28 protein-coding genes are annotated in these 25,308 nt (G+C 70.5%); 10 read left to right on the top strand and 18 right to left on the bottom strand.

Going from position 1 to position 25,308, the window contains the following annotated elements; translation table 11 throughout:
* Positions 1-30 precede the first annotated feature (30 nt).
* A complete protein-coding gene (locus FA743_RS07485; protein WP_169308807.1) occupies positions 31-486 on the top strand; it encodes an META domain-containing protein in 456 nt (151 codons plus the stop codon).
* 104 nt (positions 487-590) lie between these two features.
* Here the strand turns inward: FA743_RS07485 and recO are convergent, their stop codons facing one another.
* The 11 genes from recO to FA743_RS07430 form a co-directional block, all read right to left on the bottom strand.
* The gene (recO, locus tag FA743_RS07480; protein ID WP_136885239.1) at positions 591-1,310 is read right to left on the bottom strand and encodes a DNA repair protein RecO; all 720 of its coding nucleotides are present in this window, start codon (positions 1,308-1,310) and stop codon (positions 591-593) included.
* 120 nt (positions 1,311-1,430) lie between these two features.
* Positions 1,431-2,360, bottom strand: a complete 930-nt coding sequence (gene rarD / locus FA743_RS07475) for an EamA family transporter RarD (protein WP_136885238.1) — start codon at positions 2,358-2,360, stop codon at positions 1,431-1,433.
* A 39-nt stretch (positions 2,361-2,399) separates the two neighbouring features.
* Positions 2,400-2,735: a DUF1491 family protein gene (locus tag FA743_RS07470; protein WP_136885237.1), complete on the bottom strand. Its 336-nt coding sequence runs from the start codon at positions 2,733-2,735 to the stop codon at positions 2,400-2,402.
* Entirely contained in the window at positions 2,732-3,739 is a 1,008-nt protein-coding gene (gene era, locus FA743_RS07465) for a GTPase Era (RefSeq protein ID WP_136885236.1), read from the bottom strand. The genes FA743_RS07470 and era overlap by 4 nt, the downstream gene beginning before the upstream one ends.
* Entirely contained in the window at positions 3,736-4,428 is a 693-nt protein-coding gene (gene rnc / locus FA743_RS07460) for a ribonuclease III (protein WP_136885235.1), read from the bottom strand. The genes era and rnc overlap by 4 nt, the downstream gene beginning before the upstream one ends.
* Entirely contained in the window at positions 4,425-5,216 is a 792-nt protein-coding gene (gene lepB / locus FA743_RS07455; RefSeq protein ID WP_136885234.1) for a signal peptidase I, read from the bottom strand. Before lepB ends, rnc begins: the two co-directional genes overlap by 4 nt.
* A 111-nt stretch (positions 5,217-5,327) precedes the next feature.
* Positions 5,328-5,738 carry a holo-ACP synthase gene (acpS, locus tag FA743_RS07450; protein WP_136885286.1) on the bottom strand — a complete coding sequence of 137 codons (411 nt, stop codon included), beginning with the start codon at positions 5,736-5,738 and terminating at the stop codon, positions 5,328-5,330.
* Positions 5,739-5,784: 46 nt separating this feature from the next.
* Positions 5,785-6,519 (bottom strand): pyridoxine 5'-phosphate synthase, encoded by a 735-nt coding sequence (locus FA743_RS07445; protein WP_136885233.1) that lies wholly within the window; start codon positions 6,517-6,519, stop codon positions 5,785-5,787.
* Between the two features lie 29 nt (positions 6,520-6,548).
* On the bottom strand, positions 6,549-7,373 hold the full coding sequence (locus FA743_RS07440) for a 4-(cytidine 5'-diphospho)-2-C-methyl-D-erythritol kinase (RefSeq protein ID WP_136885232.1): 825 nt from the start codon (positions 7,371-7,373) through the stop codon (positions 6,549-6,551).
* Between the two features lie 13 nt (positions 7,374-7,386).
* Positions 7,387-9,363, bottom strand: coding sequence for a tetratricopeptide repeat protein (locus tag FA743_RS07435; protein WP_246054872.1), 1,977 nt, complete (start codon positions 9,361-9,363; stop codon positions 7,387-7,389).
* An 88-nt stretch (positions 9,364-9,451) separates the two neighbouring features.
* A complete protein-coding gene (locus tag FA743_RS07430) occupies positions 9,452-11,107 on the bottom strand; it encodes an electron transfer flavoprotein-ubiquinone oxidoreductase (protein ID WP_136885231.1) in 1,656 nt (551 codons plus the stop codon).
* A 242-nt stretch (positions 11,108-11,349) separates the two neighbouring features.
* Here FA743_RS07430 and greA point away from each other — a divergent pair, with 242 nt between their 5' ends.
* A complete protein-coding gene (greA, locus tag FA743_RS07425; protein ID WP_136885230.1) occupies positions 11,350-11,820 on the top strand; it encodes a transcription elongation factor GreA in 471 nt (156 codons plus the stop codon).
* Positions 11,821-11,824: 4 nt separating this feature from the next.
* Entirely contained in the window at positions 11,825-12,838 is a 1,014-nt protein-coding gene (locus FA743_RS07420; RefSeq protein ID WP_136885229.1) for a hypothetical protein, read from the top strand.
* Here FA743_RS07420 and FA743_RS07415 read toward each other — a convergent pair.
* A complete protein-coding gene (locus tag FA743_RS07415; RefSeq protein WP_169308806.1) occupies positions 12,835-13,323 on the bottom strand; it encodes a GNAT family N-acetyltransferase in 489 nt (162 codons plus the stop codon). The genes FA743_RS07420 and FA743_RS07415 overlap by 4 nt on opposite strands.
* A 49-nt stretch (positions 13,324-13,372) precedes the next feature.
* Here FA743_RS07415 and FA743_RS07410 point away from each other — a divergent pair, with 49 nt between their 5' ends.
* Positions 13,373-14,182, top strand: coding sequence for an AzlC family ABC transporter permease (locus FA743_RS07410; protein ID WP_246054871.1), 810 nt, complete (start codon positions 13,373-13,375; stop codon positions 14,180-14,182).
* A gap of 1 nt (position 14,183) precedes the next feature.
* Entirely contained in the window at positions 14,184-14,513 is a 330-nt protein-coding gene (locus FA743_RS07405) for an AzlD domain-containing protein (RefSeq protein WP_136885226.1), read from the top strand.
* Here the strand turns inward: FA743_RS07405 and FA743_RS07400 are convergent.
* Genes FA743_RS07400 through FA743_RS07385 form a run of 4 tightly spaced genes read right to left on the bottom strand, consistent with a single transcriptional unit; the run spans position 14,498 to position 18,063 of the window.
* The gene (locus FA743_RS07400; protein WP_136885225.1) at positions 14,498-15,124 is read right to left on the bottom strand and encodes a hypothetical protein; all 627 of its coding nucleotides are present in this window, start codon (positions 15,122-15,124) and stop codon (positions 14,498-14,500) included. The genes FA743_RS07405 and FA743_RS07400 overlap by 16 nt on opposite strands.
* A 16-nt stretch (positions 15,125-15,140) precedes the next feature.
* Positions 15,141-15,293 carry an aa3-type cytochrome c oxidase subunit IV gene (locus tag FA743_RS07395; RefSeq protein WP_136885224.1) on the bottom strand — a complete coding sequence of 51 codons (153 nt, stop codon included), beginning with the start codon at positions 15,291-15,293 and terminating at the stop codon, positions 15,141-15,143.
* A 53-nt stretch (positions 15,294-15,346) separates the two neighbouring features.
* Positions 15,347-16,369, bottom strand: a complete 1,023-nt coding sequence (locus tag FA743_RS07390) for an MBL fold metallo-hydrolase (protein WP_169308805.1) — start codon at positions 16,367-16,369, stop codon at positions 15,347-15,349.
* Positions 16,366-18,063: an acyl-CoA dehydrogenase family protein gene (locus tag FA743_RS07385; protein WP_136885223.1), complete on the bottom strand. Its 1,698-nt coding sequence runs from the start codon at positions 18,061-18,063 to the stop codon at positions 16,366-16,368. Before FA743_RS07385 ends, FA743_RS07390 begins: the two co-directional genes overlap by 4 nt.
* A 112-nt stretch (positions 18,064-18,175) precedes the next feature.
* Here FA743_RS07385 and FA743_RS07380 point away from each other — a divergent pair, with 112 nt between their 5' ends.
* Positions 18,176-19,123: an L-threonylcarbamoyladenylate synthase gene (locus tag FA743_RS07380; RefSeq protein WP_136885222.1), complete on the top strand. Its 948-nt coding sequence runs from the start codon at positions 18,176-18,178 to the stop codon at positions 19,121-19,123.
* A gap of 83 nt (positions 19,124-19,206) precedes the next feature.
* Here FA743_RS07380 and FA743_RS07375 read toward each other — a convergent pair whose 3' ends face one another.
* A complete protein-coding gene (locus tag FA743_RS07375; protein ID WP_246054870.1) occupies positions 19,207-20,634 on the bottom strand; it encodes a Glu/Leu/Phe/Val family dehydrogenase in 1,428 nt (475 codons plus the stop codon).
* A gap of 260 nt (positions 20,635-20,894) precedes the next feature.
* On the opposite strand from FA743_RS07375, the gene FA743_RS07370 reads away from it, so the two are divergent.
* The 4 genes from FA743_RS07370 to FA743_RS07355 all read left to right on the top strand — a co-directional run bounded on the left by FA743_RS07370 (position 20,895) and on the right by FA743_RS07355 (position 22,822).
* On the top strand, positions 20,895-21,503 hold the full coding sequence (locus tag FA743_RS07370) for a TetR/AcrR family transcriptional regulator (protein ID WP_136885221.1): 609 nt from the start codon (positions 20,895-20,897) through the stop codon (positions 21,501-21,503).
* 134 nt (positions 21,504-21,637) lie between these two features.
* Entirely contained in the window at positions 21,638-22,150 is a 513-nt protein-coding gene (locus FA743_RS07365) for a hypothetical protein (protein WP_169308804.1), read from the top strand.
* 5 nt (positions 22,151-22,155) lie between these two features.
* Entirely contained in the window at positions 22,156-22,440 is a 285-nt protein-coding gene (locus FA743_RS07360; RefSeq protein ID WP_136885220.1) for an I78 family peptidase inhibitor, read from the top strand.
* Positions 22,441-22,486: 46 nt separating this feature from the next.
* Entirely contained in the window at positions 22,487-22,822 is a 336-nt protein-coding gene (locus tag FA743_RS07355) for a DUF2794 domain-containing protein (RefSeq protein WP_136885219.1), read from the top strand.
* Between the two features lie 17 nt (positions 22,823-22,839).
* On the opposite strand, the gene hrpB is transcribed toward FA743_RS07355, so the two are convergent.
* Entirely contained in the window at positions 22,840-25,308 is a 2,469-nt protein-coding gene (gene hrpB / locus FA743_RS07350) for an ATP-dependent helicase HrpB (RefSeq protein WP_136885218.1), read from the bottom strand.

The following is a 25,308-nucleotide window of genomic DNA, read 5'->3' as shown; positions in this document are numbered from 1 at the left end:
GCCCGCATGCCTGCCCAAGGAGCCTGCCCCATGTCCGTCTCGATCCGCACTTCCTTTGCCGCCGCCCTGGCCGTCCTGACCCTCGCCGCCTGCGAGACGACGCCCGCCGGCGACCCGATGGGCGGCATCCCGGCCAATGACTACGTGCTGGTCGGCATCGGCAACGGCACCGTGCCCCTGCGCAACATCACCCTGACCACCCGGCCCGAGGGCGTGTCGGGCCGCGGCCCCTGCAACGGCTATGCCGCGACGAACACCGTCCCCCTGCCCGCCGTGGCCTTCGAGCCGCTGCAGACCTCGGGCGTGACCGGCTGCGCCGACAGCGCGATCGAGCAGCGCTATTTCGACGCCCTGCAGCAGGCGACCGAGATGGACTATTACGGCGGCGTGCTGCGCATCAAGGGCCCGACCTGGCTGATCTTCGAAAGCGGCCGCCCCGCCGACCAGACCACCGACGCCCTCTCTGCCGCCCGCGGCAACCAGTAAGCCCCCCGCGGGCCAGAACCCGGCCCGCCCTTTCATCTTGGTGCAAATATCCCGGGGGGCCGCGGCACGCGGCGGGGGCAGCGCCCCCTCCCAAGGCCGGGAAATCAGGACCGCAAGATCCGCCGCATCAGCCGCCCCCGGGCGGCGGGCAGCATCCGGCCCACCAGCTCCACGGCCAGGCGATGCTCCAGGAAATGCCCGGTGATCGCCAGACCCTCGGCCAGCTCGTTGCCGCGATTGTCCCCCGCCCCGCCCATCAGCCCGGGCAAGGGCAGCAGGCGGTCGGCCCAGTCCCCCGCACCTTCGCGGCTGACCGCCCGGCCAGATTTCGGACTGACATAGGCCAGCCCCTCCGAGGCGCCGGTCACCGCGCAGGCCGTCAGGTCCAGACCGAAGCCCATCTCCTCCAGAAGCAGCATCTCCCAGTCCAGATAGGCGGGCGGCCAGTCGCCACCCGCCTCGATCAGGTCCAGCAGCGCCTCGGTCCGCGCGACCAGCCGGGGATGGGGATCGCGTTCGGGCAGCACGAAGACCAGCAGCGCGCAGACCGCGTTCAGCCCCGCCAGCGCCGCCGGGTCGGCCATCAGCCCCGCGCGCATCCGCAGCGGCTCGGCGGTGAAGCTGCCCAGCTGGTCGGCCTGCCGCGCGCGCCAGCGCAGCGACAGCCGCGCGCCCGGCTGCAGCATCGCCGCCCGCTTCTGCGAGGCCCCGCCCGGCACCACGCCCGCATGGCGCCCGTGTTCCAGCGTCAGCACGTCGATGATCACCGCCGTCTCGCCATGCGGGCGGCGCGCGATCACCGTGCCCTCGGCCTGCCACTCCATCCGCTAGCCACGCCCGTCCGGGCAGCCGGGGAAGATCGGAAAAACGCGCTGTGGGCGATGGGTCATGGCGGCTCCTTGCCCCTCAGGCTGGCACACGGCGCGCCGCCCGGCAAGCGCGCCCTATTGCATGCGCCGCGCGGCCAGCTCGCGCCGGTCGCGGCGGCGCTGGCCCGCTTGCCGGACCAGCGTCACCGAATAGATCGCCAGCGCCGCCCAGATCATCGGGAAGGCGATCAGCCGGGCACCCTCGAAGGGCTCTCCGAAGATCAGCACCGCGCAGAGGAAGATCATCGTCGGCGCGATATATTGCAGGATGCCGATGGTCGACAGGCGGATCAGCTTGGCGCCATTGGCATAGAACAGCAGCGGGATGGCGGTGATCGGCCCGCAGCCGATCAGCAGCAGCGTCTGGCCCCAGCCCCCCGAGGCAAAATGCGCCTGCCCCTGCGCGGCCTGCCAGATCAGGAAGCCGGCGGCGAAGGGGGCCAGCAGCAGCACCTCCAGCGTGAAGCCCTGATTGGGGCCAAGCGGCAGGCTTTTCTTGCAATAGGCATAGAACCCCCAGGACAGGGTCAGGCCGATGGCGACCAGCGGCAGGCTGCCCGCCTGCATCGTCAGGATGATCACCGCCGCCGCCGCCAGCGCGATGGCCGCGAACTGCCCACGCGTCAGCCGTTCCTTGAGCAGCGTCGCGCCCAGGAACACGCTGAACAGCGGGTTGATGTAATAGCCGAGCGCCGCATCCAGCGCCTGGTCGTTGGCGATGGACCAGACATAGATCAGCCAGTTGACCGAAATCAGCATCGCCGTCAGCGCCGCCATCGCCACCAGGCGCGGCTGGCGCAGGGCCTGGCCCACCTCGGCCGCGCGGCCCTGCCAGATCAGCACGGCGGCGGCGATGGGCAGGGACCACAGGATGCGATGGGCGATGATCTCGGCGGGCGGCAGATGGGCCAGCGCCTTCATGTAGATGGGCAGGAACCCCCACATGCCATAGGCGGCAATGGCATAGACAAGGCCCTTGGGCGAATCGGTCTGGGGGATGCTCATGGCAGATGCATATTCTGCAATCCGCAGCCGGGCCAGAGGTCAGAACAGCCCGTCCTGATCCAGAAGCGTGGTCCCGTCGCGGCTTTCCAGCTCCAGCACCCACAGGTCGCGGTCGCGGGCGCGCTGGCGGGCGATGGCGGCGTCGATGTCACGCTCAAGGCCCCGCTCCACGGCCAGCCAGGGGCGGGTGTCGGTGCCCATGTCCCATTCGCGCATCCACAGGGCCGCGCTGCCGTCCAGATGCGCGCATTTGATCGCGATGGCGCCGGCGGTCTCGTCGCCGCGCGCCAGCACATAGGCGGGGATGTTGGCTTGGGCCAGCCGCGCCCGATAGGCCGCGACCCAGAGGCCGGCGGCCAGCCGGGCGTCGCTCACGAGCGGCCTTCGTCGCCGTCGCGGAAGTTCAGGCCGATCTCGTCATAGCGTTCGGCCTCGTTCTCCCAGTTCTCGCGGACGCGGACCTGCAGGAACAGATGGACGCGGCGGCCCATGAACTCCTCCAGTTCCACGCGCGAGGCCTGGCCCACGGCCTTGATCGTCTCGCCGCCCTTGCCCAGCACGATCCCCTTGTGGCCCTGCCGCGCGACATAGACGACCTGCTCGATCCGCGCGGAGCCATCGGTCTTCTCCTCCCAGCCCTCGGTTTCCACGGTCAGCTGGTAGGGGATCTCCTCGTGCAGGCGCAGGGTCAGCTTCTCGCGGGTGATCTCGGCGGCGATCATGCGCATGGGCAGGTCGGCAATCTGATCTTCCGGGTACAGCCACGGGCTTTCGGGCAGGGTCTTGGCCAGCCAGCCACGCAGCTGCTGGCAGCCATGGCCCTTCATGGCCGAGATCATGAAGGTCTCGGCGAAGGGATAGGCCTCGTTCAGCTTCTGCGACAGGGCCAGCAGTTCCTCGGCCTTGACGCGGTCGATCTTGTTGATGATCAGCGCGACGGGGGTGCCGCGACCCAGCTGCACCAGCTGGTCCAGGATCGCCTGCGTGCCGTCGGTCAGGCCGCGATGCGCCTCGATCAGCACCAGCACGATATCGGCATCCGAGGCCCCGCCCCAGGCCGCCGCGACCATGCTGCGGTCCAGGCGGCGGCGCGGGCGGAAGATGCCCGGCGTGTCGACAAAGACGATCTGCGCGGGGCCGTGCATCGCGATGCCCCGGATCCGGGCGCGGGTGGTCTGCACCTTGTGGGTCACGATCGAGACCTTGGCGCCGACCATCTGATTGAGCAGCGTCGACTTGCCCGCATTGGGTTCGCCGATCAGGGCCACGAAGCCCGCGCGGGTGGGCTGGTCGTCCTGCGGCGCGGCGGGGGTGGCGCCGAGCTCCTCGGGGGTGTCGTCCTCGGGGCCGGTGTCGTCGGAGGCGGTCTCGTCGGTCATGTCGTTGGTCCTTCCAGCCGGTCCAGCAGCGCTTGCGCGGCGGCCTGTTCGATGCTGCGCTTGGTGCCCGTGCCTTGGGCCTGCGCGTGGCGGCCGTCTTCCAGCCGCACGGTGATCAGGAAGACCGGCGCGTGGTCGGGACCGCTGCGCTCGGTCTGCTCGTAGACGGGGGGCGGCATGCCCTGGGCCTGCGCCCATTCCTGCAGGGCGGTCTTGGCGTCCCGGCTGTCATGGGCCACCTGCGCCAGACGCGGGCCCCAGTGGCGCAGCACGACGGCGCGGGCGGCCTCGAACCCTGCATCCAGATAGACGGCGGCCAGCACGGCCTCCATCGCATCGGCCAGCAGCGCCTCCTTGCGGCGCCCGCCCGACAGCATCTCGGACCGGCCCAGCTTCAGCACCTCGCCCAAAGCCAGGTCGCGGGCGACCCCGGCGCAGGTCTCGCCGCGCACCAGCGCATTGTAGCGGGGCGCCAGCTGCCCCTCGGAGGCGGCGGTGTCGGCCGAGAACAGCGCCTCGGCCATCACCAGGCCCAGCACGCGGTCGCCCAGGAATTCCAGCCGCTGGTTGTCGGGCCGCGTGACGGAGGCGATCGAGCCGTGGGTCAGCGCGCGGATCAGCAGTTCGGGGCGCGCGAAATCATGCCCCAGACGCCCCATGAAGGCGCGGATGTCGGCCGAGGGCGTCAATTCACCGCCTTGAGGAAACGGTCCGCGCGCCAGGTCCAGAAATACAAGAGCGAGCTGCCCGCCGAGGAGAACATGATCCGGTCGGCCCGCCCGATCAGGAATTCGGCCGGCACGAAGCCCAGGCCGCCGATCTCGGCGGGGAAGCGGCTGTCCTCGGAATTGTCGCGGTTGTCGCCCATGAAGAAATATTGCCCCTCGGGGACGGTGAAGGTCGGCGTGTCGTCGGCCACCCAGCCATCGAGGATGTTGAGGACATCATGGCTGTTGCCGCCCGGCAGCGTCTCGGTCATGCGCTCCTTGATGCACTCGCCGCCCTGCGCGACGGGATCGTTGATGCAGCGCGGGATCAGGCCCTGCGGGCCCTGCTGGTCCTTGGTCTCGATGAATTCGCCGGCCGGGGTCACCGGGACCGCCTCGCCATTCATCCACAGCCGTCCGCCGCGCATCTGGATCGTGTCGCCGGGCAGGCCGATGACGCGCTTGATGAAATCGACATCGCGGGTCGGGTGGCGGAAGACCGCCACGTCGCCGCGTTCGGGCGCGCGCTCCAGCAGCCGCCCCGAGATCGGGCAGAGCGAGAAGGGGCAGGAATGGGCCGAATAGCCATAGGCCATCTTGTTGACGAAGAGGAAGTCGCCGATCAGCAGCGTGTCCTTCATACTGCCCGAGGGGATCCAGAAGGGCTGGAAGAACAGCGTGCGGAAGATCCCCGCGATCACCAGCGCCCAGAAGATGGTCTTGACCGTCTCCCAGATGCCGTCCTTTTTCTCGGGCGCAGCCGTTGCCATTCCGCGTGGTCCTTTTGGTTCATGGGCCGGGGTCCGGCATCGCGCAGTCGTCCCGCATCGCTCGCAGGCGCAGTCGTTGGGGGCGTTCATGGTCCGGGCGGCGGGCAAAAGTCAAGCAGGGGCAGGCCCGGGCCGGGCCTCGATCACCACGAAAGCCTGCGCCCAGGGGTGGTCGTCGGTCAGGGTGACATGCACGATGGCGTGATGGCCCGCAGGCGTCATCGCGGCCAGCCGGTCCGCCGCCCAGCCCGTCAGCGCCATCACCGGCTGGCCCGAGGCGAGGTTGGCCACCGCCATGTCGCGCCAGCTGATCCCCATGGCGAGCCCGGTGCCGAGTGCCTTGGAGCAGGCCTCCTTGGCGGCCCACCGCTTGGCCAGCGTGCCGGCCTCGTCCTTGCGGCGGGCGGCCTTGGCCAGTTCGACGGGGGTGAAGACCCGGTTGCGGAAGCGGTCGCCGAAGCGGTCCAGCGTGCCCTGGATCCGGTCGATATTGGCGAGGTCGGTGCCGATGCCCAGGATCATCGGCGGTGGCACCGCCGGAAAGGCGGGTATTTGGGCAAAGGAGATGTCATGCGCGCGCCGCATCCATCCGGCGCCGCATTTCGGCGATGGCGGCGGGCAGGCCGGTGAAGACCGATTCCGCGATCAGGAAATGGCCGATGTTCAGTTCCGCGACCTCGGGGATCGCGGCGATGGGGCGGACCGTGTCGAAAGTCAGGCCGTGGCCGGCATGGACCTCGAGCCCCAGGTCATGGGCCAGTGCGGCGCCCTGGCGCAGGGCGTCCAGTTCGGCATCGCGCTCACCGGTGCGGCCTTCGGTGTCCAAGTCGCAATAGGCGCCGGTGTGCAGTTCCACCACGGCGGCGCCGATGCGGGCGCTGGCGCGGATCTGGTCGGGTTGGTGACCGATGAACAGCGAGACGCGGCAGCCCGCCTCCCTGAGCGGCGCAATGTAGGCGGCCAGCGCGTCCTCGTTGCCCGCCACGTCCAAGCCGCCTTCGGTCGTGCGCTCCTGCCGCTTCTCCGGGACGAGGCAGACGGCGTGGGGCCGGTGGCGCAGGGCGATGGCCTGCATCTCGGGGGTGGCGGCCATCTCGAGGTTCAGGGGCAGGGTCAGGCGGGCCATCAGCGCGTCGATATCGGCATCGGTGATGTGGCGGCGATCCTCGCGCAGATGGGCGGTGATGCCCTGCGCGCCCGCGCCCTCGGCGGCCAGAGCCGCACGGACGGGGTCGGGCCAGGGGGTGCCCCGGGCGTTCCGGATGGTCGCGACGTGATCGATATTGACGCCAAGGCGCAGCATGGGGTCCCTCCGCTGGATCTGCGCGCAGTCTAGCGGGGGCGCGGGTCGGGCGCCAGTTCGGTCGCCACCGCCCACCAGCCGCTGCGCGCCAGTGCCGCAGCCGCCGCCGCCGCCCGGGAGGCGTCGGGAAAGAGACCGAAGCAGGTCGCGCCCGATCCCGACATGCGCGCCAGCTGCGCGCCCGACGCCTCCAGCGCCTGCAGGACATCCGCGATGACCGGGGCCAAGGCGATGGCGGGGGGCTGCAGGTCGTTGCGCACCGTCCGCAGCCAGCCGATCAGTGCGGGCGCGTCGGGGAAGGCCGGGAGGGGCGGCAAGGGCGGACCGTCGCGCCGGTCCAGCCGGGCGAAGATCGCGGGCGTGGGCACGGCCACGCCGGGATTGACCAGCACCAGATGCAAGGGCGGCAGCGCGGGCAGCGGGGTCAGCACCTCTCCGATGCCCTGCATGCGGGCGGGCAGGCCCATCAGGCAGACCGGCACGTCGGCGCCAAGCCGTTCGCTGCGCTCGGGCAACGGATGGCCCATCCGCGCCAGGCCCCGCAGCACCGCCGCCGCATCCGCCGAGCCGCCGCCGATGCCCGAGGCGACGGGCAGGGCCTTGTGCAGGTGGAGGGCCGCCTGCCCGCCCACCAGCCGGGCGGCGCGCAGGCACAGGTTGTCCGCATCCACCTCCGCCAGCCCTGCCGCGAAGGGGCCGTCGATGGTCAGGGTCAACGGCCCGGGGGTCAGCGTCACGCGGTCGCCGATGGCCGCGAAGCAGACCAGCGAATCGAGCAGGTGATAGCCGTCGGCCCGCCGTCCGGTGACATGCAGGGCCAGGTTCAGCTTGGCCGGGGCGGGCTCGACGATCATGCCGGGGCAAGGCTCATTCGGTGGCGTCGGCCTCGGTCTGCGGGGCTTGGCCGGGCTGGCTGGCGACGGGGTCGCCCTCGTCCTCCAGCACGGCGGTCAGGCCACGATCCAGCTTGGCGCGGATGCGGTCGGGATCGACCTCGCCGCTTTCGCCGGGCTCCAGCGACAGGGCGCGCTGCCACTGGATCTGCGCCTCGCGCTGTCGGCCCACCATCCAGTAGATGTCGCCCAGATGGTCGTTGACCAGCGGATCCGAGGCCATCGTGGCGATCGCCTGTTCCATCGGCGCCACCGCCTCGTCATAGCGGCCCAAGCGGTAATAGGCCCAGGCCAGCGAATCGAGGATATAGCCGTCGCCCGGCGACAGCTCGGCGGCGCGCTGGATCATCTCGAGCGCGCGTTCCAGGTTCTCGTTCCGGTCGATCCAGGAATAGCCCAGATAGTTCAGCAGGCTGGCATGATCGGGCCGGATCTGAAGCGCGGCCAGAAGATCGGCCTCGGCCCGGTCGAACTGACCCGCGCGTTCCAGCGCGATGCCGCGCGCATAGAGCGGGAACCAGCGGACCTCGGGCGGCGCCTCGGCCAGAAGGTCCAGCGCGGTGTCATAGCTGGGGACGGCCTCGGCATATTTCTCCTGCTGGCGCATCACGTCGCCAAGCGCGATCCAGGATTGCGGCAGATCGGGATAGGCGGCGGTCAGGGCGAGGGCGGCCTTTTCGGCCTCGTCGCGCCGGTCGGCCTGCGAGAGGGCGTCGATGCGCGACAGTTCGGCCTGCGGGCGCATCTGGCCCATGCGGCGCACGGCCTCGAATTCCGCCTCGGCCAGATCGAACTGCTGGCGGTCCTGCAGAAGCTGCGCCGCCATCAGCCGCGCCTCGGGGTTCTGGGGCGCGATCCAGGCGGCCAGACGGGCATGGATCAGCGACAGCGGCTCGGGGTCCGGGCTGCTGGCCAGAGCCGAGGCGAAGGACAAAAGCAGATGCGCAATGCCGTCCTCGGGGCCCGAGATCACGTCGAAGGGCACCGGCTGGTCCTGATCCAGCCGCTGGCGCAGGTCCAGCAGCTGCGGCTCGGCCTCGATCCCCTCGAGGCTGTCCAGCAGCGCCAGCGCCTCGTCGCGCCGGTCCAGCTGCGACAGGATCTGCACCCGGGCCATCAGGCCCATCAGGTGACCCCCGGCCTCGGATTGCGCGATCAGGCGGTCGGCGGATTCGTAATCGCCCGCCAGCGCCCGGGCCAGCGCCAGATGATAGTTCACGATGGGGGCCAGATCCTCGGAGACGGTCATCGCCTCGAAGGCGGCCACGGCATCCGAGGCGCGCCCCGCACCCAACAGCGCCCAGGCCCGGATGGTGCCGTCCATCAGGTCCTGATCCAGCGGCAGGTCGGGATTGCGCGTCGTGTCGATCAGGCTCACCAGCGCGTCCCAATCCCCCGCACGGGCCAGTTGCGCGCGGCGCAGAAGGCCCGACAGATCGGTCGGGCGATCCTCGTCGAAGAGGCGCTCGGCGAGGGCCACGGCCTGATCGACCTCGCCCGCCGAGGCCAAGGCCACCAGCGCGCTGTCCTGCAGGAAGATGTCGTCGGGATCCTGCAGCGCGGCCTGCATGAAGTAGCGGGCGGCGGCGCGGAAATCGTTCTCGACCGTGGCCATGCGCGCGGCCAGATAGGCCCCGGCCAGCCCCTGCATCTGCGGATTGGCGGGCTGCTCCTGCGGCGGCGGCGGGGCGAGCGTGGTCGGCGCCCCGATCTGCGCTTCGGCGGGGCCCGACTGCGCTTCGGCGGGGCCCGGCTGTGCCTCGGCGGGGCTTGGCGGCACCTCGGCCGGCGTGGATTGCGCCTCGACGGGGCGGGGCGCGGGCCGGTCCTCCTGCGCCAGGGCCGGCAGGGCGGCAGAGCAGGTCAGCGCGACCAGCAGGGCCAGCCGCGACAGTTCCGGTCGGAACCGGGCGCGGCGCTGCAGGGTCGGGCTGGGGCGGAATGGGGTCACGACGGCCCTTTCGGAAATCACGTTTGCGTTCCGGCCAGCCTAGAGGCGCGGTCCGGGGGGCGCAACGCCCCCCGCCCGGATGGTTGCATCACATGTTCGGGTAATTCGGCCCGTCGCCGCCCTGCGGTACCGTCCAGACGATGTTCTGGCTGGGATCCTTGATGTCGCAGGTCTTGCAGTGGACGCAGTTCTGGAAGTTGATCACGAAGCGCGGCCCGGTCGCATCCTGAACCACCTCGTAGACGCCCGCCGGGCAATAGCGCTGTGCGGGCTCGTCGTATTCGGGCAGGTTCATGGCGATCGGGATGGCCGGATCGCGCAGCTTCAGGTGGCAGGGCTGGCTTTCCTCGTGATTGGTGAAGCTGAAGGCCACGTTGGTCAGCCGGTCGAAGGACAGCTTGCCGTCCGGGCGGGGATAGTCGATGCGCTTGTACTCGGCGGCCTTGCCGGTGGCCGCGGCGTCGGACTTGCCGTGCTTCCAGGTGCCCAGCAGGTTCAGGCCTGTCAGGTTGGCCGTCCACATGTCCACCGCGCCCAGCATCAGGCTGGCCGACAGGCCCAAGCGCGACCAGATCGGCTTGACGTTGCGGACCATCTTGAGGTCCTTGCCGATGGCGCCCTCGCGCACCGCGTCGTCGTAATCGGTCAGGCGGTCGCCCATCCGCCCGGCCTTGATCGCCGCCGCCGCCGCATCCGCCGCCTCGATCCCCGAGATCATCGCGTTGTGGTTGCCCTTGATGCGCGGCACGTTGACCATGCCCGCTGAACATCCCAGCAGCACGCCGCCCTCGAAGGACAGCTGCGGCAGGGATTGCCAGCCGCCCTCGCTGATCGCCCGCGCGCCATAGGAGATGCGCTTGCCGCCCTCCAGCAGGTCGGCCACCATCGGATGGTGCTTGAAGCGCTGGAATTCCATGTAGGGATACAGATGCGGGTTGCGATAGTTCAGGTGGACGACAAAGCCCACCAGCACCTGATTGTTCTCGAAATGATAGATGAAGCTGCCGCCGCCGGCGTTCTTGCCCAGGGGCCAGCCCATCGTGTGCACGACCCGGCCCTTGTGGAACTTCTCGGGCGCGACCTCCCAGATCTCCTTCATGCCCAGGCCGAACTTCTGCGCGTCGGCATGTTCGGACAGCTTCAGGCGCTCGTTGATCTGCTTGGCCAGGCTGCCGCGCACGCCCTCGGCGATGAAGACATACTTGCCGTGCAGCTCCATCCCCGGCTCGTAGCCGTCGCCGGTGCTGCCGTCGGGATTGCGGCCGAACTCGCCCGCGACCACGCCCTTGACGCGGTTGCCGTCCCACACGACCTGGCTGGCCGACATGCCGGGGAAGATCTCGACGCCCAGTTCCTCGGCCTGCTCGGCCATCCAGCGGCAGACATTGCCCATGCTGACGATGTAATTGCCGTGGTTCGACATCAAGGGCGGCATCGGCCAGTTCGGCACCCGCATCTGTCCCTCGGGGCCCAGCACGTAGAAATTGTCGTCGGTGACCTCGGTGCTGAGGGGCGCGCCCTTGTCCTTCCAGTCGGGGATCAGGCGGGTCAGGCCCGAGGGGTCCAGCACCGCGCCCGACAGGATATGCGCGCCGACCTCGGAGCCCTTCTCCAGCACCACGACGGACAGTTCGGGGTCGATCTGCTTCAGCCGGATCGCGGCGGACAGGCCGGCGGGCCCGGCGCCCACGATGACGACGTCATAGTCCATCGATTCACGCTCGATGTGGGTCTCGTCGGTCATGTGCTGGCCCCTCCCTGGCAATCTGGCTGCCCGACAGATAGCGGTCCCGCGCCCGGGGAGCAATCGTGACGCGGCGAAGCGGCGCAGGGAATGCGGCGCGATCCCGCATGCAGGCTTGCATTGGCCGTCAAATTCGTCACGATGTGGGGGATCACCGTTCCGCGCCCCTGCCATCTTGCAATGGCAGGGGCGTTGGTTTGGCATCTGCAAGGCAAACGCCTCCCACCAAGGACAGGGCAGCGATGGAAAAGATACCGATGACCCCCGCCGGCGCGCATGCGCTGGAGCGCGAACTGGGCGAGCTGAAATCGAAGGAACGCCCCGCCATCATCCGCGCCATCGCGGAGGCGCGCGAGCATGGCGACCTGTCCGAGAACGCCGAATACCACGCCGCCCGCGAGAAGCAGGGCTTCGTCGAGGGCCGGATCAAGGAGCTGGAGGGCCTCTTGTCGCGGGCCGAGGTGATCGACCCCGCGAAACTGTCGGGCAGCGTCAAGTTCGGCGCCCGCGTCAAGCTGATCGACGAGGACACCGAGGAAGAGCGCAACTATCAGATCGTGGGCGAGGCCGAGGCCGACATCGAACGCGGGTTGCTGAACATCCGCTCGCCCCTGGCGCGCGCGCTGATTGGCAAGGACGAGGGCGACAGCGTCGAGGTCACCACGCCCGGCGGGCAGCGCAGCTATGAAATCGTCGAGATCCGCTACGGATGACCCCATGTCCCTGATCGCCCGCATCTCCAGCCTGTCGCAGCGCGACCGCATCACCACCGTCGGCCTGACGCTGACCGGGGTCTGGCTGCTGCTGCTGTTCCTGTTCTGGCTGCTGGTCCCCGCCGGAGAGACCGGCCGGGGCGGCATCACGCCGCTGATCACCACCGCCGGGATCATCCTGCCGCCCGCGCTGGTCTGGCTGGGCGTGTCGCTGGCCCGGCAGCTGGCCATCCTGCGGGCCGAGGCCGAGGATCTGCGCCGCCGTCTGGGGCAGATGCGCGACGCCCCTCCGCCCGCGTCGGACCGGGCGCCCGAACGGATTCCCGACGCGCCCGAGCCGCAGGGCAGCGCCTCGCGCGGCGCCCCGGGGACGACGACCGTCGCCCCGCCCGCCCGTCCGGCCAAGGCCGCGGCCCTGTCGACGACCGCCGGTGCGGCACAGACCCGCGCCCGGGCGACACCCGATCCCCGTCCCTCCGAGGCGCGCCAGCCCGAGTCCCGCGCCGATGCGCGGCAGGCCGCGCTGCGCTTTGACGCGCAGGGCGGCACGGTCGATCCGGGCACGCTGATCCGGGCGCTGAACTTTCCCGACGGCCCCTCGGATCACGAGGCGATCGAGGCGCTGCGCCACGCGCTGAAGGACCCGGTCCAGTCCCGCGTGCTGCGCGCCGCGCAGGATGTGGTGACGCTGCTGGCGGGGCAGGATGTCTACATGGACGACCTGCCGCCCGAGCCCGCGCGCCCCGATGTCTGGCGCCGCTTCGCCGAGGGTGATCGCGGCAGCTCCGTCGCGGCGCTTGGCGGCATCCATCACCGCCCCGCGCTTGAGACGGCCCAAGCGATGCTGCAGGGCGACGAGATCTTCCGCGATACGGCCCAGCATTTCCTGCGCCATTTCGACGGGATGCTGGCCGCGCTGGTGCCGCAGCTGGACGACCTGCAGATCGCGGTGCTGGCCGACAGCCGCTCGGCCCGCGCCTTCATGCTGCTGGGCCGCGTCTCGGGCAGCTTCGGCTAGGACCGGTCCGGGGCCGGCAGCCGCAGCAGATGGACCTGCCCCCACCAAGGCAGGCCATAGCGCCCCTGGCCGATCTGGGTGAACCCCATCGCGGCGTAAAATCGCAATGCCCCGGCATTGCGGGCGCGCACCTCGGCGCGCAGGCCGGGATGGCCGGACCGCGCGGCGATCGCGCAGGCGGCGGCGATCAGCGCGCCGCCGGTGCCTTGGCGCGGGTCCGCCACGGCCAGCCCGTCGATCACCAGATCCCTGGTCGCAGGCGCGGGGTGGAACAGCCAGCCCGGCAGCGGCGGCAGGCCTTGGGCAAAGCCGCCCTCTGCCCGCCGCAGCCCCATCACCCCAGCCACCCGGCCTCTGCCATCGACGGCCACCAGACCGTGGGCAGCGCTGATCCGGCGCGGCCATCCCGCCGCGCCGAAATGCCCTCGCCAGAGGGCGGCGGCCTGTCCCGACAGCGCTTGGGGGATGGGGGACAGGATCTGCATCGGCCGGCCTTGCCTCGGATTGCGCGTCGTGCAAGCAAGATGGCGCGAAATGCAGAAAGACGAAAGCACCATGTCTCCGGTCCCAGAACCCCGGCCCTCGCTTGCAGAGGCCGCCGCCGATGCGGCATCGCGGCGTGCGCTGGCCCGCAGCCCGCGCGCGGCCTTTCGCCACGGGGTCGTCCAGACCCTGCCCTTCCTGATCGTCATCGTGCCCTTTGCGCTGCTCTTCGGCGTGGTCGCGACCGAGGCGGGGCTGAACATCGCGCAGGTCATGGGGTTTTCCGTGCTGGTTCTGGCGGGCGCGTCGCAATTCACCGCCGTGCAGCTGCTGACCGACAATGCCCCGACCCTCATCGTGATCCTGTCGGCGCTGGCGGTGAATCTGCGGATGGCGATGTACTCGGCCTCGCTGCTGCCGTGGCTGAACGAGGCCAGCCGGGCGCAGAAGGCCTGGATCTCCTTCGCGCTGATCGACCAGAGCTATGCGCTGTCGATCCAGCATTACGAGCGCCACCCCCGCCTATCGATGCCGCAGCGCCTGGCCTATTTCGGCGGCACGGCGGTGATGCTGTGCCTGCCCTGGATGCTGTTCAGCTGGGTCGGCGCCACGGTGGGCGAGGCCATTCCCGACGGGATCGCGCTGGATTTCGCCATGCCGATCACCTTCCTGGCGATGATCGCGCCGATGCTGCGCACGCCCGCGCATCTGGCCGCCTGCTTCGTGGCGATCGCGGCGGCCCTGCTGCTGGCGGGGCTGCCCTCGGGGCTGGGTCTCTTGATCGCGGCGCCCATGGGCATGGCCACCGGCGCCGTCGTCGAGGCCCGCAGCGACACGCGCGCCGCCGCGCAGGAGGGCTGAGATGCAGGCATCGGACCTGACGATCTGGACGATCATCCTGGTGCTGGGGGTCGGCACCTATCTGATCCGCTGGTCCTTCCTTGGTGCGCTCGGGAACCGCGAGCTGCCGGGCTGGGTGCTGCGGATGCTGCGCTATACGCCCGTGGCGGTGCTGCCCGCGCTGGTGGCGCCGCTGGTGCTGTGGCCCGAGGCGACGGGCGGTGCCCCCGACCCCGCCCGCCTTGCGGCGGCAGCGGCCACCGTGGCGGTGGGGGTGCTGACCCGCAACGTCATGCTGGCCATCCTGGCGGGGGCCACGACGCTGTTCGGGCTGCTTTACCTTCTGGGATAGCCGACGACCTGCCCGTCCTTCTGGCGCAGGAGCACGTCGTGGTTGTTGGCCGGGTCGCCATCCTCGTGACGCTTGGACTGCACGCCCGGCAGCGTCAGGAACCAGGCCCGCAGGCGCAGCGGCGAGAAGCCGCGCGGCACCCCTTCGAACCCCGGCACGCCGGACAGAACCTTGCCCGATTCGACGGCACAGAAGCTCTTGTTGCCGGCGCCGTTCTGCTCGGCCCGGCGGATGGCCAGATCGGCCACCTCGCGCGTGACCGGCACCGTGTCCTCGGCCACCCAATAGGTCGAGCGGGCGTGGTAATCGATGTAGAAGTTCTTGAAGTTGTCGGTGATCCCGTACAGCACGTCGTTGCGCTCGGGGATCCGGGGGTGCTGCCAGCTGCCCGCCGGGTCATAGATGACGCGCTGGCTGCCGTTGAGCATCAGCCCCGAATGCCCGCCCTCGCCCCGCGGAATGCCGATCACCGTCAGCAGCGTGATCGAGGGCGGCTCGTCCGAGACATAGCGCGCGGCCCGCAGGCTTTCGTCGCTGGCCCAGATGTTCTGGGCGCCGCAGGCGGCCAGGGTGACCGGCATCGCAGCCGCCAGAAAGACGCGTCGTTTCATGTCCGTGATCGTCCGTTCAGGCGTTGGCCAGGGCAAGGAACAGCAGGATGGCCACGGTCAGGCCGCAGACCCACACGGTCGCCCGCATGAAGCCCGAGAAGGTCTTCTTGTGGTCGGTGAGGTCCATCGAGCCCTGCGTGGCTTCCGGTTTGTTGTCGTAATCGGCCATGACTGCCCCCTTTTGATGCGTTTGACCCGCGATAGCCGAAAGCCGCGGACCTGTCACGCCCCCCACAGCACCGCACCCCCGCTTTCGCCCACCGGACGGATGACACCTGCGCGATGAAGGTGGTTCAGGTGGGCCACGGCCTCGACCAAAGCCAGCCCGAATTCGGCATCCCCGATGCGGCGCTTGAAGAGGATGTCGAAGCAGTCGACCGCGTGGCGGGGGGCCACGGCCAGCGCCTCGGTCAGGCGGTCCAGCGCCGTACGGTGGTTCGCCATCAGCTGGTCCAGCCGGAAGGGCAGCCCGGTGAAGGGCAGCTTGTGCCCCGGCAGCACCAGCTGGTCGTCGCGGGACAGCGCCCTCAGCCGGATGCAGCTGTCCAGCCACTCGCCCACCGGATCGGCCAAGGGCTCGGTCGGATAGACCCCCAGATTGGGCGAGATGCCGGGCAGCAACTGGTCGCCCCCGATCACCAGAGAGTCATCCTGCGACCAGAAGGTCGCGTGGCAGGGCGCGTGCCCGTGCCCCATCGCCACCCGCCAGCGCCGGCGGCCGAAGGTGACCTCTTGCCCCTCGGTCAGCCGGGTGAAGCCCAAGGGCAGCGGATGGACGACATCGGCAAAGTTGAAGGGCCGTTCGGTCGCCCGCCGGTCCAGCATCGGGGCCGGCATCCCGGCGCGGCGCCAGAAGGCCAGCGCCTGCGGGCTGGCGCGGTCCTGCACGTCCAGGACCAGCATCCGCGCCATCAGCCAGGCGGTGCGGCTCATCCACAGATCGGCCCCGTCCCGGTCCATGAACCAGCCCGCCAGCCCGATATGGTCGGGATGATGATGCGTGCCGATCACCCGGACCACCGGCCTGCCGGCCAGAGGCCCGGCGCGCAGGCCGTCCCAGATCGCCCGGCCCCGCAGGCTGTCGAAGCCCGTGTCGATCAGGGTCCAGCCGTCGTCCTCCTCCAGCGCATAGACATTGACGTGGTCCAGCTTCATCGGCAGCGGCAGGCGCATCCACAGCACGCCCGGCGCGACCTGGATGGCCGCGCCCTCGGCGGGCGGCTCGGCATGCGGGCTGCGGATCACGCCGCGAAATCGCCCGCCAGCGCCGCATCCGACAGGCCGGTCAGATCCCCCGCCCCGGCCAGCGCCTCGGCCAGATCGCCGGTGTGATGGGGCAGCACGCGCGCCATGAAGACCCGCGCCAGCGCCTGATGCCCCGCCCCGCCCGCCATCGCGGCGCGCAGGTGGAAATGCCCGCCCAGCACCCGCGCGAAGGCGGTCAGATAGGGCACCGCCCCGGCAAAGCGGTCGGGCATGTCGCGCTCCAGCAGCGCGTGGGTCGCCTCGCGCAGGGTCTCGGCGGCCTGCCACAGCTGATGGGCCAGATCGGGATGGGCCCCCTGCGCGGATTTCGCACCGTCCAGCACCTCATCCAGCAGGCGCATGGCCGCGTCGCCCCCGTCCGCAAGCTTGCGCCCGACCAGATCCATCGCCTGAATGCCGTTCGTGCCCTCGTAGATCGAGGTGATGCGCACGTCGCGCTGATACTGCGCGGCGCCCGTCTCCTCGACATAGCCCATGCCGCCATGGACCTGGATGCCCATGTCGGCCACGCGGATGCCCATGTCGGTGCCATAGGCCTTGGCGATGGGGGTCAGGAAGGCCGCGCGGGCGGCGTGGTCGGCATCCCCGGTCGCGCGGGCCAGGTCGATGGCGGTGGCGCAGGCCAGGCCGATGGCGCGCCCGGCAAAGACCTCGGCCCGGGCGGTGGCCAGCATCCGGCGCACGTCGGGATGGCCGATAATCGGCCCCATCTGGTCGCGGTCGGTGGCATAGGCCACCGCCTGCTGCAGCGCCGCCTCGGCCACGCCCACGCCCTGCATCCCGACGCCGAGGCGCGCCACGTTCATCATCGTGAACATGGCGGCCATGCCCTTGTTCTCCTCGCCGACCAGCCAACCGGTGGCGCCGTCATAGGACATCACGCAGGTCGGGCTGCCATGGATGCCCAGCTTGTGTTCCAGGCTGACCACGTGGAGGTCGTTGGCAACGCCCGGATCGCCCTGATCGTCAGGCAGGAACTTGGGCACCATGAACAGGCTGATCCCCCGCGTGCCCTTGGGCGCCCCGGGCAGCCGCGCCAGCACCAGATGGCAGGTATTCGCGGTCACGTCGCCGTCGCCCCAGGTGATGTAGATCTTCTGCCCGCTGATCCGGTAGGTTCCGTCCCCCGCCGGTTCCGCCTTGGTGGTCAGCGCCCCCACGTCGCTGCCCGCGCCGGGCTCGGTCAGGTTCATGGTGCCCGACCAGTCACCGCTGATCAGCCGGGGCAGGTACAGCGCCTTCAGTTCGTCGCTGGCGTGATGCTCCAGCGCCTCGATCTGGCCTTGGGTCAGCAGCGGGTTCAGCTGCAGCGCCAGGTTCGCGCCCGACATCATCTCGGCCACGGCCATGTTCAGCGCCTGCGGCAAGCCCATGCCGCCATATTCGGGATCGGCCGAGACGCCGACCCAGCCCCCCTCGGCAATCGCCCGGAACCCTTCGGCAAAGCCCGGAGAGGTCCGCACGACCCCGTTCTCCAGCCGCGCGGGATGCAGATCACCCGCCCGGTTCAGCGGCGCCAGCACGTTCGTGGCCAGCTTGCCCGCCTCGGCCAGGATGGCGCGCGCGGTCTCGAGGCTGGCCTCGCCGAACAGCTCGGTGCGGGCCAGATCGGGAAAGGGCACGACATGGGTCAGGATGAAGTCGATCTGCTCGACCGGGGCCGTGTAGCTCATCGTGCATTCCTTTCGGCGCCTTGGCATCGGGGCCGGGCGCGTCTATCAACTGCGGTCAGGCGGCATCTTGGGCCGCGTTCCCCTCAGGCTCAACCGAAACCCCGCGTCACACATGCAGACCCTACGACTGTCCCCCGATGCCTCCGGCCTCGCCCGCGCCGCAGCCCTTCTGTCGCAAGGCGCCTGCGTGGCGATGCCGACCGAGACGGTCTACGGCCTCGCCGCCGATGCCCGAAACGCCGAAGCCGTGGCGCGGATCTACGAGGCCAAGGGCCGGCCGGGCTTTAACCCGCTGATCGTGCATGTGGCCGATCTGGGCGCGGCGCAGGCCCTTGCCACGTTCCCCGACCAGGCCCTGCTGCTGGCTCAGGTCTTTTGGCCCGGCGCGCTGACGCTGGTCCTGCCCCTGCGCGCGGACAGCGGCATCGCCTCGCTGGTGACGGCGGGCTTAGACACGGTGGGGCTGCGGGTGCCCGCCCATCCGGTCGCGCAGGCCCTGCTGCGCGCCGCGGGCGCCCCGCTGGCCGCACCCTCGGCCAATGCCTCGGGTCGGATCAGCCCGACCACGGCGGATCACGTGCTGGCACCCGAGGGCGGCCTCGACGGCCGCATCGCCGCCGTGCTGGACGGAGGCCCCTGCCCCCTGGGCCTCGAATCGACGATCATCGGCTGGCCTGATGGCCGGCCCAGCCTGCTCCGCCCCGGCGGCATCCCCGCCGAAGAGATCGAGACGACCCTCGACCAGCCCCTCGCCCGCCCTCAGGCTGATCCTGCCGCCCCGAACGCGCCGGGCCAGCTCGGCAGCCACTACGCCCCCACGGCGCCCCTGCGCCTGAACGCCCACCCGGAACCGGGCGAGACGCACTTGACCTTCGGCCAACCCGGCCCCTTCAGCCTGTCCGACGCGGGCGACCTGACCCAGGCCGCCGCCCGCCTCTTCGACCTCCTGCGCCGCGCCGATGCCCAGGGCCGCCCAATCTCGGTCGCGCCGATCCCGGATCACGGCCTCGGCGCCGCGATCAACGACCGCCTGCGCCGCGCCGCCGCCCCCCGACCCTGAACCGCGGCCCCTGATCCCTCCCCCTTTCATCTTGGCCGGAAATATCCCGGGGGGAGTCCGCAGGACGGGGGGCAGCGCCCCCCTTACAGCCCCAGGGAATTGTAGACGTTGGAGATGCGCCGGATCGCCACCACATAGGCCGCGGTGCGCATGTCCTCGACCTTGGGGTTGCTCATCCAGACCTCCTTCATCTTCTTGAAGCTCTCGCGCATCGTGTCGTCCAGGCCCGAGCGTACCAGCTGCAGCTCGTCCGCGCCGGTCAGGAAGGCCTCCTTGAAGCCCTTCGACAGGGTCCAGTTCAGACCCGTGTCGGCCGAGAGCCGCTCCAGCTCCTCGACGATCATGCGGGCGCGGGCCTCCTCGTTGCGGCGCTCCAGCCGGCCCAGGCTGATCTGGGACAGGTTCTTGACCCATTCGAAATAGGACACGGTCACGCCGCCCGCGTTGGCATACATGTCGGGGATGATGACGATGCCCCGGCGGCGCAGGATCGCATCCGCATCCGCCGTCACCGGGCCGTTCGCGGCCTCGATGATCAGCTTGCAGCCGATCCGCTCGGCATTGCCGGCATGGATCACGCTCTCCACCGCCGCCGGGATCAGGATGTCGCACTCGGCCTCCAGCTGCGCCAACCCGTTCTCGCGGTATTCGCCGCCGACAAAGCCCTTGATGCCGCCGGTCGCCCGGATATGGCCGCGCAGCGCGTCGATGTTGAGGCCCTGCGGGTTCACGATGGCGCCGTCGCGCTCGATCACGCAGGTGATCAGGCAGCCATCCTCGGCCGACAGGAACTGCGCGGCGTGATAGCCCACATTGCCCAGGCCCTGCACGATCACGCGCTTGCCGCCAAGCGTGCCCTCCAGCCCGGCCTTCTTCATCACGTCGTCATGGCGGAAGAACTCGCGCAGCGCGTATTGCACGCCGCGCCCCGTGGCTTCCACCCGCCCGTCGATCCCGCCCGCGGTGCGCGGCTTGCCGGTCACGCAGGCCTTGGCGTTGATGTCGTCGGGATGCAGCCGCTTGTAGGCATCGGCCATCCAGGCCATCTCGCGCTCGCCCGTGCCCATGTCCGGCGCCGGCACGTTCTGGGACGGAGAGATCAGGTTCCGGCGCGACAGCTCGTAGGTGAAGCGCCGGGTGATCCGTTCCAGCTCGTCCTCGTTCCAGGCGCGCGGATCGATCTTCAGCCCGCCCTTGGACCCGCCGAAGGGCACCTCGACCAGCGCGCATTTGTAGGTCATCAGCGCGGCCAGCGCCTCGACCTCGTCCTGGTTCACGTCCAGCGAATAGCGGATGCCGCCCTTCACGGGCTCCATGTGCTCGGAATGGACCGACCGATAGCCGGTGAAGGTGTGGATCTGCCCCCGCAGCCGCACCCCGAATCGCACCGTATAGGTCGAGTTGCAGACCCGGATCTTCTCTTCCAGACCCGGGGACAGCTGCATCAGCCCCGCGGCATGGGTGAACATCCGGTCGACCGAGTCCCGGAACGAGGTATTGGTCGTGGACATGGGCATCTCTCCTCCTGGTGACGGCAGACGCCGCCGTTCTAAGGGCCAAGCTAGGACAAACGTCGCGCCCCGGCTACCGCAGATTCGGGGACATAACACCTCATTTGCTCATGATCTGAGCAAATATTCGCAGACAAAACGATCTTGTTAATGATGGCGAAATCCTTTCGCGCCCTATTTAACGGCCCGCACGTTATTTCTTCCATTTGATAGTGTTTTGTGGCACTTGACCTGAACCACTCATACGGGATTTGGATCAGATGCCCATTCAGTCGCGCATTACTCAGGGACGGAAATTCGATCAGGTACGCACCGGTGCGGCCGAGATCTTCTTGCGAGACGGTTTCTCGGGCGCCAGCGTGGACGACATCGCGCGCTCGGCCCGGGTGTCCAAGGCGACACTCTACAGCTACTTCCCCGACAAGCGGCTGATGTTCCGCGAAGTGCTGCGCTCGACCCTCGACACGGCCTTCCAGCAGCCGCCCTTCGATCCCGACCAGTCCGGCCCGGCCTCCGAGGCGCTGGCCCAGGTCATGACCGACCTGTCGCACTGGCTGCTGACCGAGCCGCGCCTGCACCTGCACCGCGTCATCATCGCCGAGGGCAGCCGCTTCCCCGAGGATGCGCTGACCTATGACAGCACCATGACCGCGCGCATCGTGACGCCGCTGGCCCTGCTGATCGACAGCTGGATCGCGGCCGGAGAGATTCGCGCCCATGACAGCACCATGTCGGCCCGCCAGCTGCTGGGCCTGCTGATCGGGCAGCTGCAGCACCGGGCGCTGCTGGACACCACCGATCCGTCCCCGGACGAGGTCCAGGCGACCGCCGGCGCCACCGCATCGCTGTTCCTGGCCGCCTATAACTGACCGCCCGGGGCACCGAGCTGTGACATTCCTGCGCTGATCGGAACGTGATCCGGCTTCCCGCTTCTCAAGCCGGGACGCCGGGCCTATGCTGCAGCGAAGAAGGCCCGGAACGAGGCCGGCAGGGGTGACAGGCAATGATCCGCAGGCAAGGAACGACACGGGCAGCGGTGCTGATCGTGATGGCGGGAACACTGTCGGGCTGCGCCTCGTCACCCAACCGGATGCCGCCCGCCGGACCGGCGGGCATGGCCCCGGCTCCGGTGCAAGGCTATGACACCCCCGCCTACGGTGCCGCGCCCGCCTATGGCGCAGCCCCGGCCTATGGCGCGGCGCCGATCGTCGCGGATCCCTATGCCACCCCTGCCGCCCCGTTCGACACCACGACCCCCTTCGAGACGGCCGCCGCTGCGGCGCCCGCCCCCGTGCGCGGCATTTCCGGCCTAACCGAACGCCAGCCCGACCTCTGCAAGGCCAGCGAGCAGGCCAGCGCCGTCGGACAGCCCGCCAGCGTGATCCCGACCCTCGGCCTGACCCGCAGCTTCCGGGTGGTCGAGTTCCGCGGAATCGAGCCGCAGGATTATGACCCCAACCGGATCGTCTTCCGCCTGGATGCGACCGGCACCATCACCCAGATCGATTGCGGATGACCCAGATGCGCCAGATTGCCCTCCCCCTGATCATCTCGGCCATCCTGCTGGCCGCCTGCGAACCCGTGCCCGCCCCCCCGGCGGCCCCCGCGCCCGCGCCCGACACCTGCGGGGCCGAGGGCTATCAGGGCCTGATCGGCCAGCCGCGCGCGGCGCTGGCCGCGATGACCTTCCCCATCGGCACCCGGCTGATCGGCCCCGAGGACATGGTGACCGCCGATTTCCGCCCCGAGCGGCTGAACATTGAATACGGGCTTAGCGGGCGCATCGACAAGGTCAGCTGCTACTGACGCCTTTGCCGTTGATCCCGGCGCGGCGGGGTGTCACGATCCGGACATGTTAAATGCCGGCCCGCCGTTCCAGCCCGATCCCGACCGCGTGGTCTTCGACCGCAAGGAGCTGGGCCTGATCCTGACCACCTATGGCCGATTCGTCGCAGCCGGGGAGTGGCGCGATTACGGCATGTCCTTCCTGCGCGACGCGGCGATCTTCAGCGTCTTCCGCCGCGCCGCCGAACATCCTCTGTACCGGATCGAGAAACGCCCCAAGCTGCGGGCGGCCCAGGGCGCCTATGCGGTGATCGGCATGGACGGGCGGGTGCTGAAACGCGGCCATGATCTGGCCCCGGTGCTGCGGGTACTGGACAGCAAGCTGATTCGCCCCGTCGACTGAGGCCCGCCAACCCCCGCTCAGGTCCCGCGCGGCTTGGCCCGTACGGTGGGATCGGCGGCGGTCGGATCCTCGGGCCAGGGATGGCGCGGATAGCGCCCGCGCATGTCCTTCCTGACATCGGCATAGGAGCTGGCCCAGAAGCCCGGCAGGTCCATCGTCACCTGCACCGGCTTGCCGCCCGGCGACAGCAGCGTGATCCGCAGCGGCCGCCCACCCACGGCGGGATGGCGCGTCACCCCGAACAGCTCCTGCAGGCGCAGCTCGATCGAGGGTTCCTCGCCGCTGTAATCGATCGGCACCCGCCGCCCCAGAGGCGTCGTGAACTGCCCCGGCGCCTCGCGCTCCAGCCGCTGCTGGCCGTCCCAGCCAAGCCGGGCCTTCAGCGGCTCGACCAGATCCAAGGCCCGCAGATCGGCCAGGCTGCGCGCCCGGCCCAGCCAAGGCAGCAGCCAACCGCCCTCGGCCAGCAGATTGGCATCGCCCACCGGACCCAGATCCGGCAGCAGCGCCATCCGCGCCCGCAGCCGCGCCGCCGCCGGGGTCCAAGGCAGGCCGTCCAGCCGCAGCCCTTCCAGCGCCGCCACGGCCAGCGCCTCGGGCGGCGCGTCGGCCCAGACCCGGTCCGACAGGACCAGCGCCCCCAAGCGCTCCTGCAGCCGCGCCCGCACCCGCCCCTCGCGGCGCGACCAGTCGCAGATGCGCGCCGGAACGATCCGCTCGCTAAACAGACCGCGCAATTCTCCCTCCTCAATCCGCGCGGCCAACCGGATCCGCGCCTCGCGGGGATCGCCGTCCAGATCCAGCGCCACGATCAGCCGCTGCCCCGCCAGGGCGTCCGCCCCCGCCATGACCGCCCCCTTGCCCCCCGACAGCACGAAGCGCGCCTCCTCACCGGGCCGCCGCAGCCCGATCCGGTCGGGATAGGCCAGGGCCGCCATCGCCCCCGCCGACCAGCTTCCTTCATCTTGGCGCAAATATCCCGAGGGGGGTCCGGGGGGGGCCGCGCCCCCCCCGGCGTCGCGGGACGCACCCATCCGGCGCAGACGTGTCGCCTCGGCCCGGATACGAGAGACGCCGGGCCGGTTCACCTCGAAGGGATAGCGCCCGCCCGGATCGCGAATCGCCCGCAGCCGCGCCTCCAGATCGACCCCCGCCCCGCGCAGGGGATCGCGATCCGACAGCAGCGCCGCCAGATCCGCCGCCTCCGGCCCCGCCACGACCCGCATATGCGCCAGCCGGGGATGCAGCGGCAGCCGGGCCAGCGCACGGCCATGCGGCGTGATCCGCCCCTGCCCGTCCAGCGCGCCCAGATCGGCCAGCAGCGCCCGCGCCTCGGCCAGCGCCCCCTCGGGCGGCGGGGTCAGGAAGGCCAGGTCGCCCGCGCCTGCCCCCCAGACCGCCAGTTCCAGCGCCAGCCCGGTCAGGTCGGCCACGGTGATCTCGGGCGGGGCGAAGGCCGGCAGCGCGCCCTCCTCGGTCCGCGCCCACATCCGATAGCAGAGGCCCGGCGCCACCCGGCCCGCCCGGCCGCGCCGCTGCTCGGCCTCGGCGCGGCTGACGCGCTCGGTCACCAGCCGCGACATGCTGCTGCCCGGATCGAAGCGCGCCCGCCGCGCCCGGCCCGCATCGACCACCACCCGCACGCCCGGGATCGTCAGCGAGGTCTCGGCGATGGCCGTCGCCAGCACGATCCGCCGCACGGCCCCCGGCGGGGCCAGCGCCGCCCGCTGCGCCGCGGCGTCCATCGCGCCGTAGAGCGGCATCACCTCGCAGCCCGTCCCGCCAAGCGCCGCCATCACCCGGCGGATCTCGCCCTCGCCCGGCAGGAAGGCCAGGATCGAGCCGCCACTCGCCCGCGTCTCGGCCTCGGCGCGCGCGATCAGGCGCGCGGCGTCGTCGGACAGCCGCCCCCCGGCGGGCAGGGGCCGGTCCAGCCAGCGGGTCTCGACCTCGAAGGCCCGCCCCTCGGACACAATGACCGGCGCATCGTCCAGCAGCGCCGCGACCGGCCCGGCCTTCAGCGTGGCCGACATGACGAGGACTGACAGATCCTCGCGCAGCGCGCCCCGCGCCTCCCAGACCAGCGCCAGGCCCAGATCGGCGTTCAGGCTGCGCTCGTGGAATTCGTCGAAGATGACGCAGCCCACGCCCTCCAGCGCGGGATCGGTCTGGATCATGCGGGTCAGGATGCCCTCGGTCACCACCTCGATGCGCAATCCGCCGACCGATTCGCCCCGGATGCGATAGCCGACGCGCGCGCCCAGATCCTCGCCCAGGGACCAGGCCAGCCGGTCGGCGGCGGCGCGGGCGGCCAGGCGGCGCGGCTCCAGCATCAGAATGCGGCCCGGTACCCGGTCCAGCAGGGCCAGCGGCACCCGGGTGGTCTTGCCGGCGCCCGGGGGGGCCACCAGCACCGCGCGGCCATGGGCCGCCAGCGCGTCGCACAAGGCGGGAAGGACATCGTCGATGGGCAGGGCATCTTGCAT

This window comes from Paracoccus gahaiensis (assembly GCF_005048225.1).
GTDB classification, from domain to species: domain Bacteria; phylum Pseudomonadota; class Alphaproteobacteria; order Rhodobacterales; family Rhodobacteraceae; genus Paracoccus; species Paracoccus gahaiensis.
Note: the sequence above shows the minus strand (reverse complement) of the source record. Positions and strands in the feature narration are given on the sequence as shown.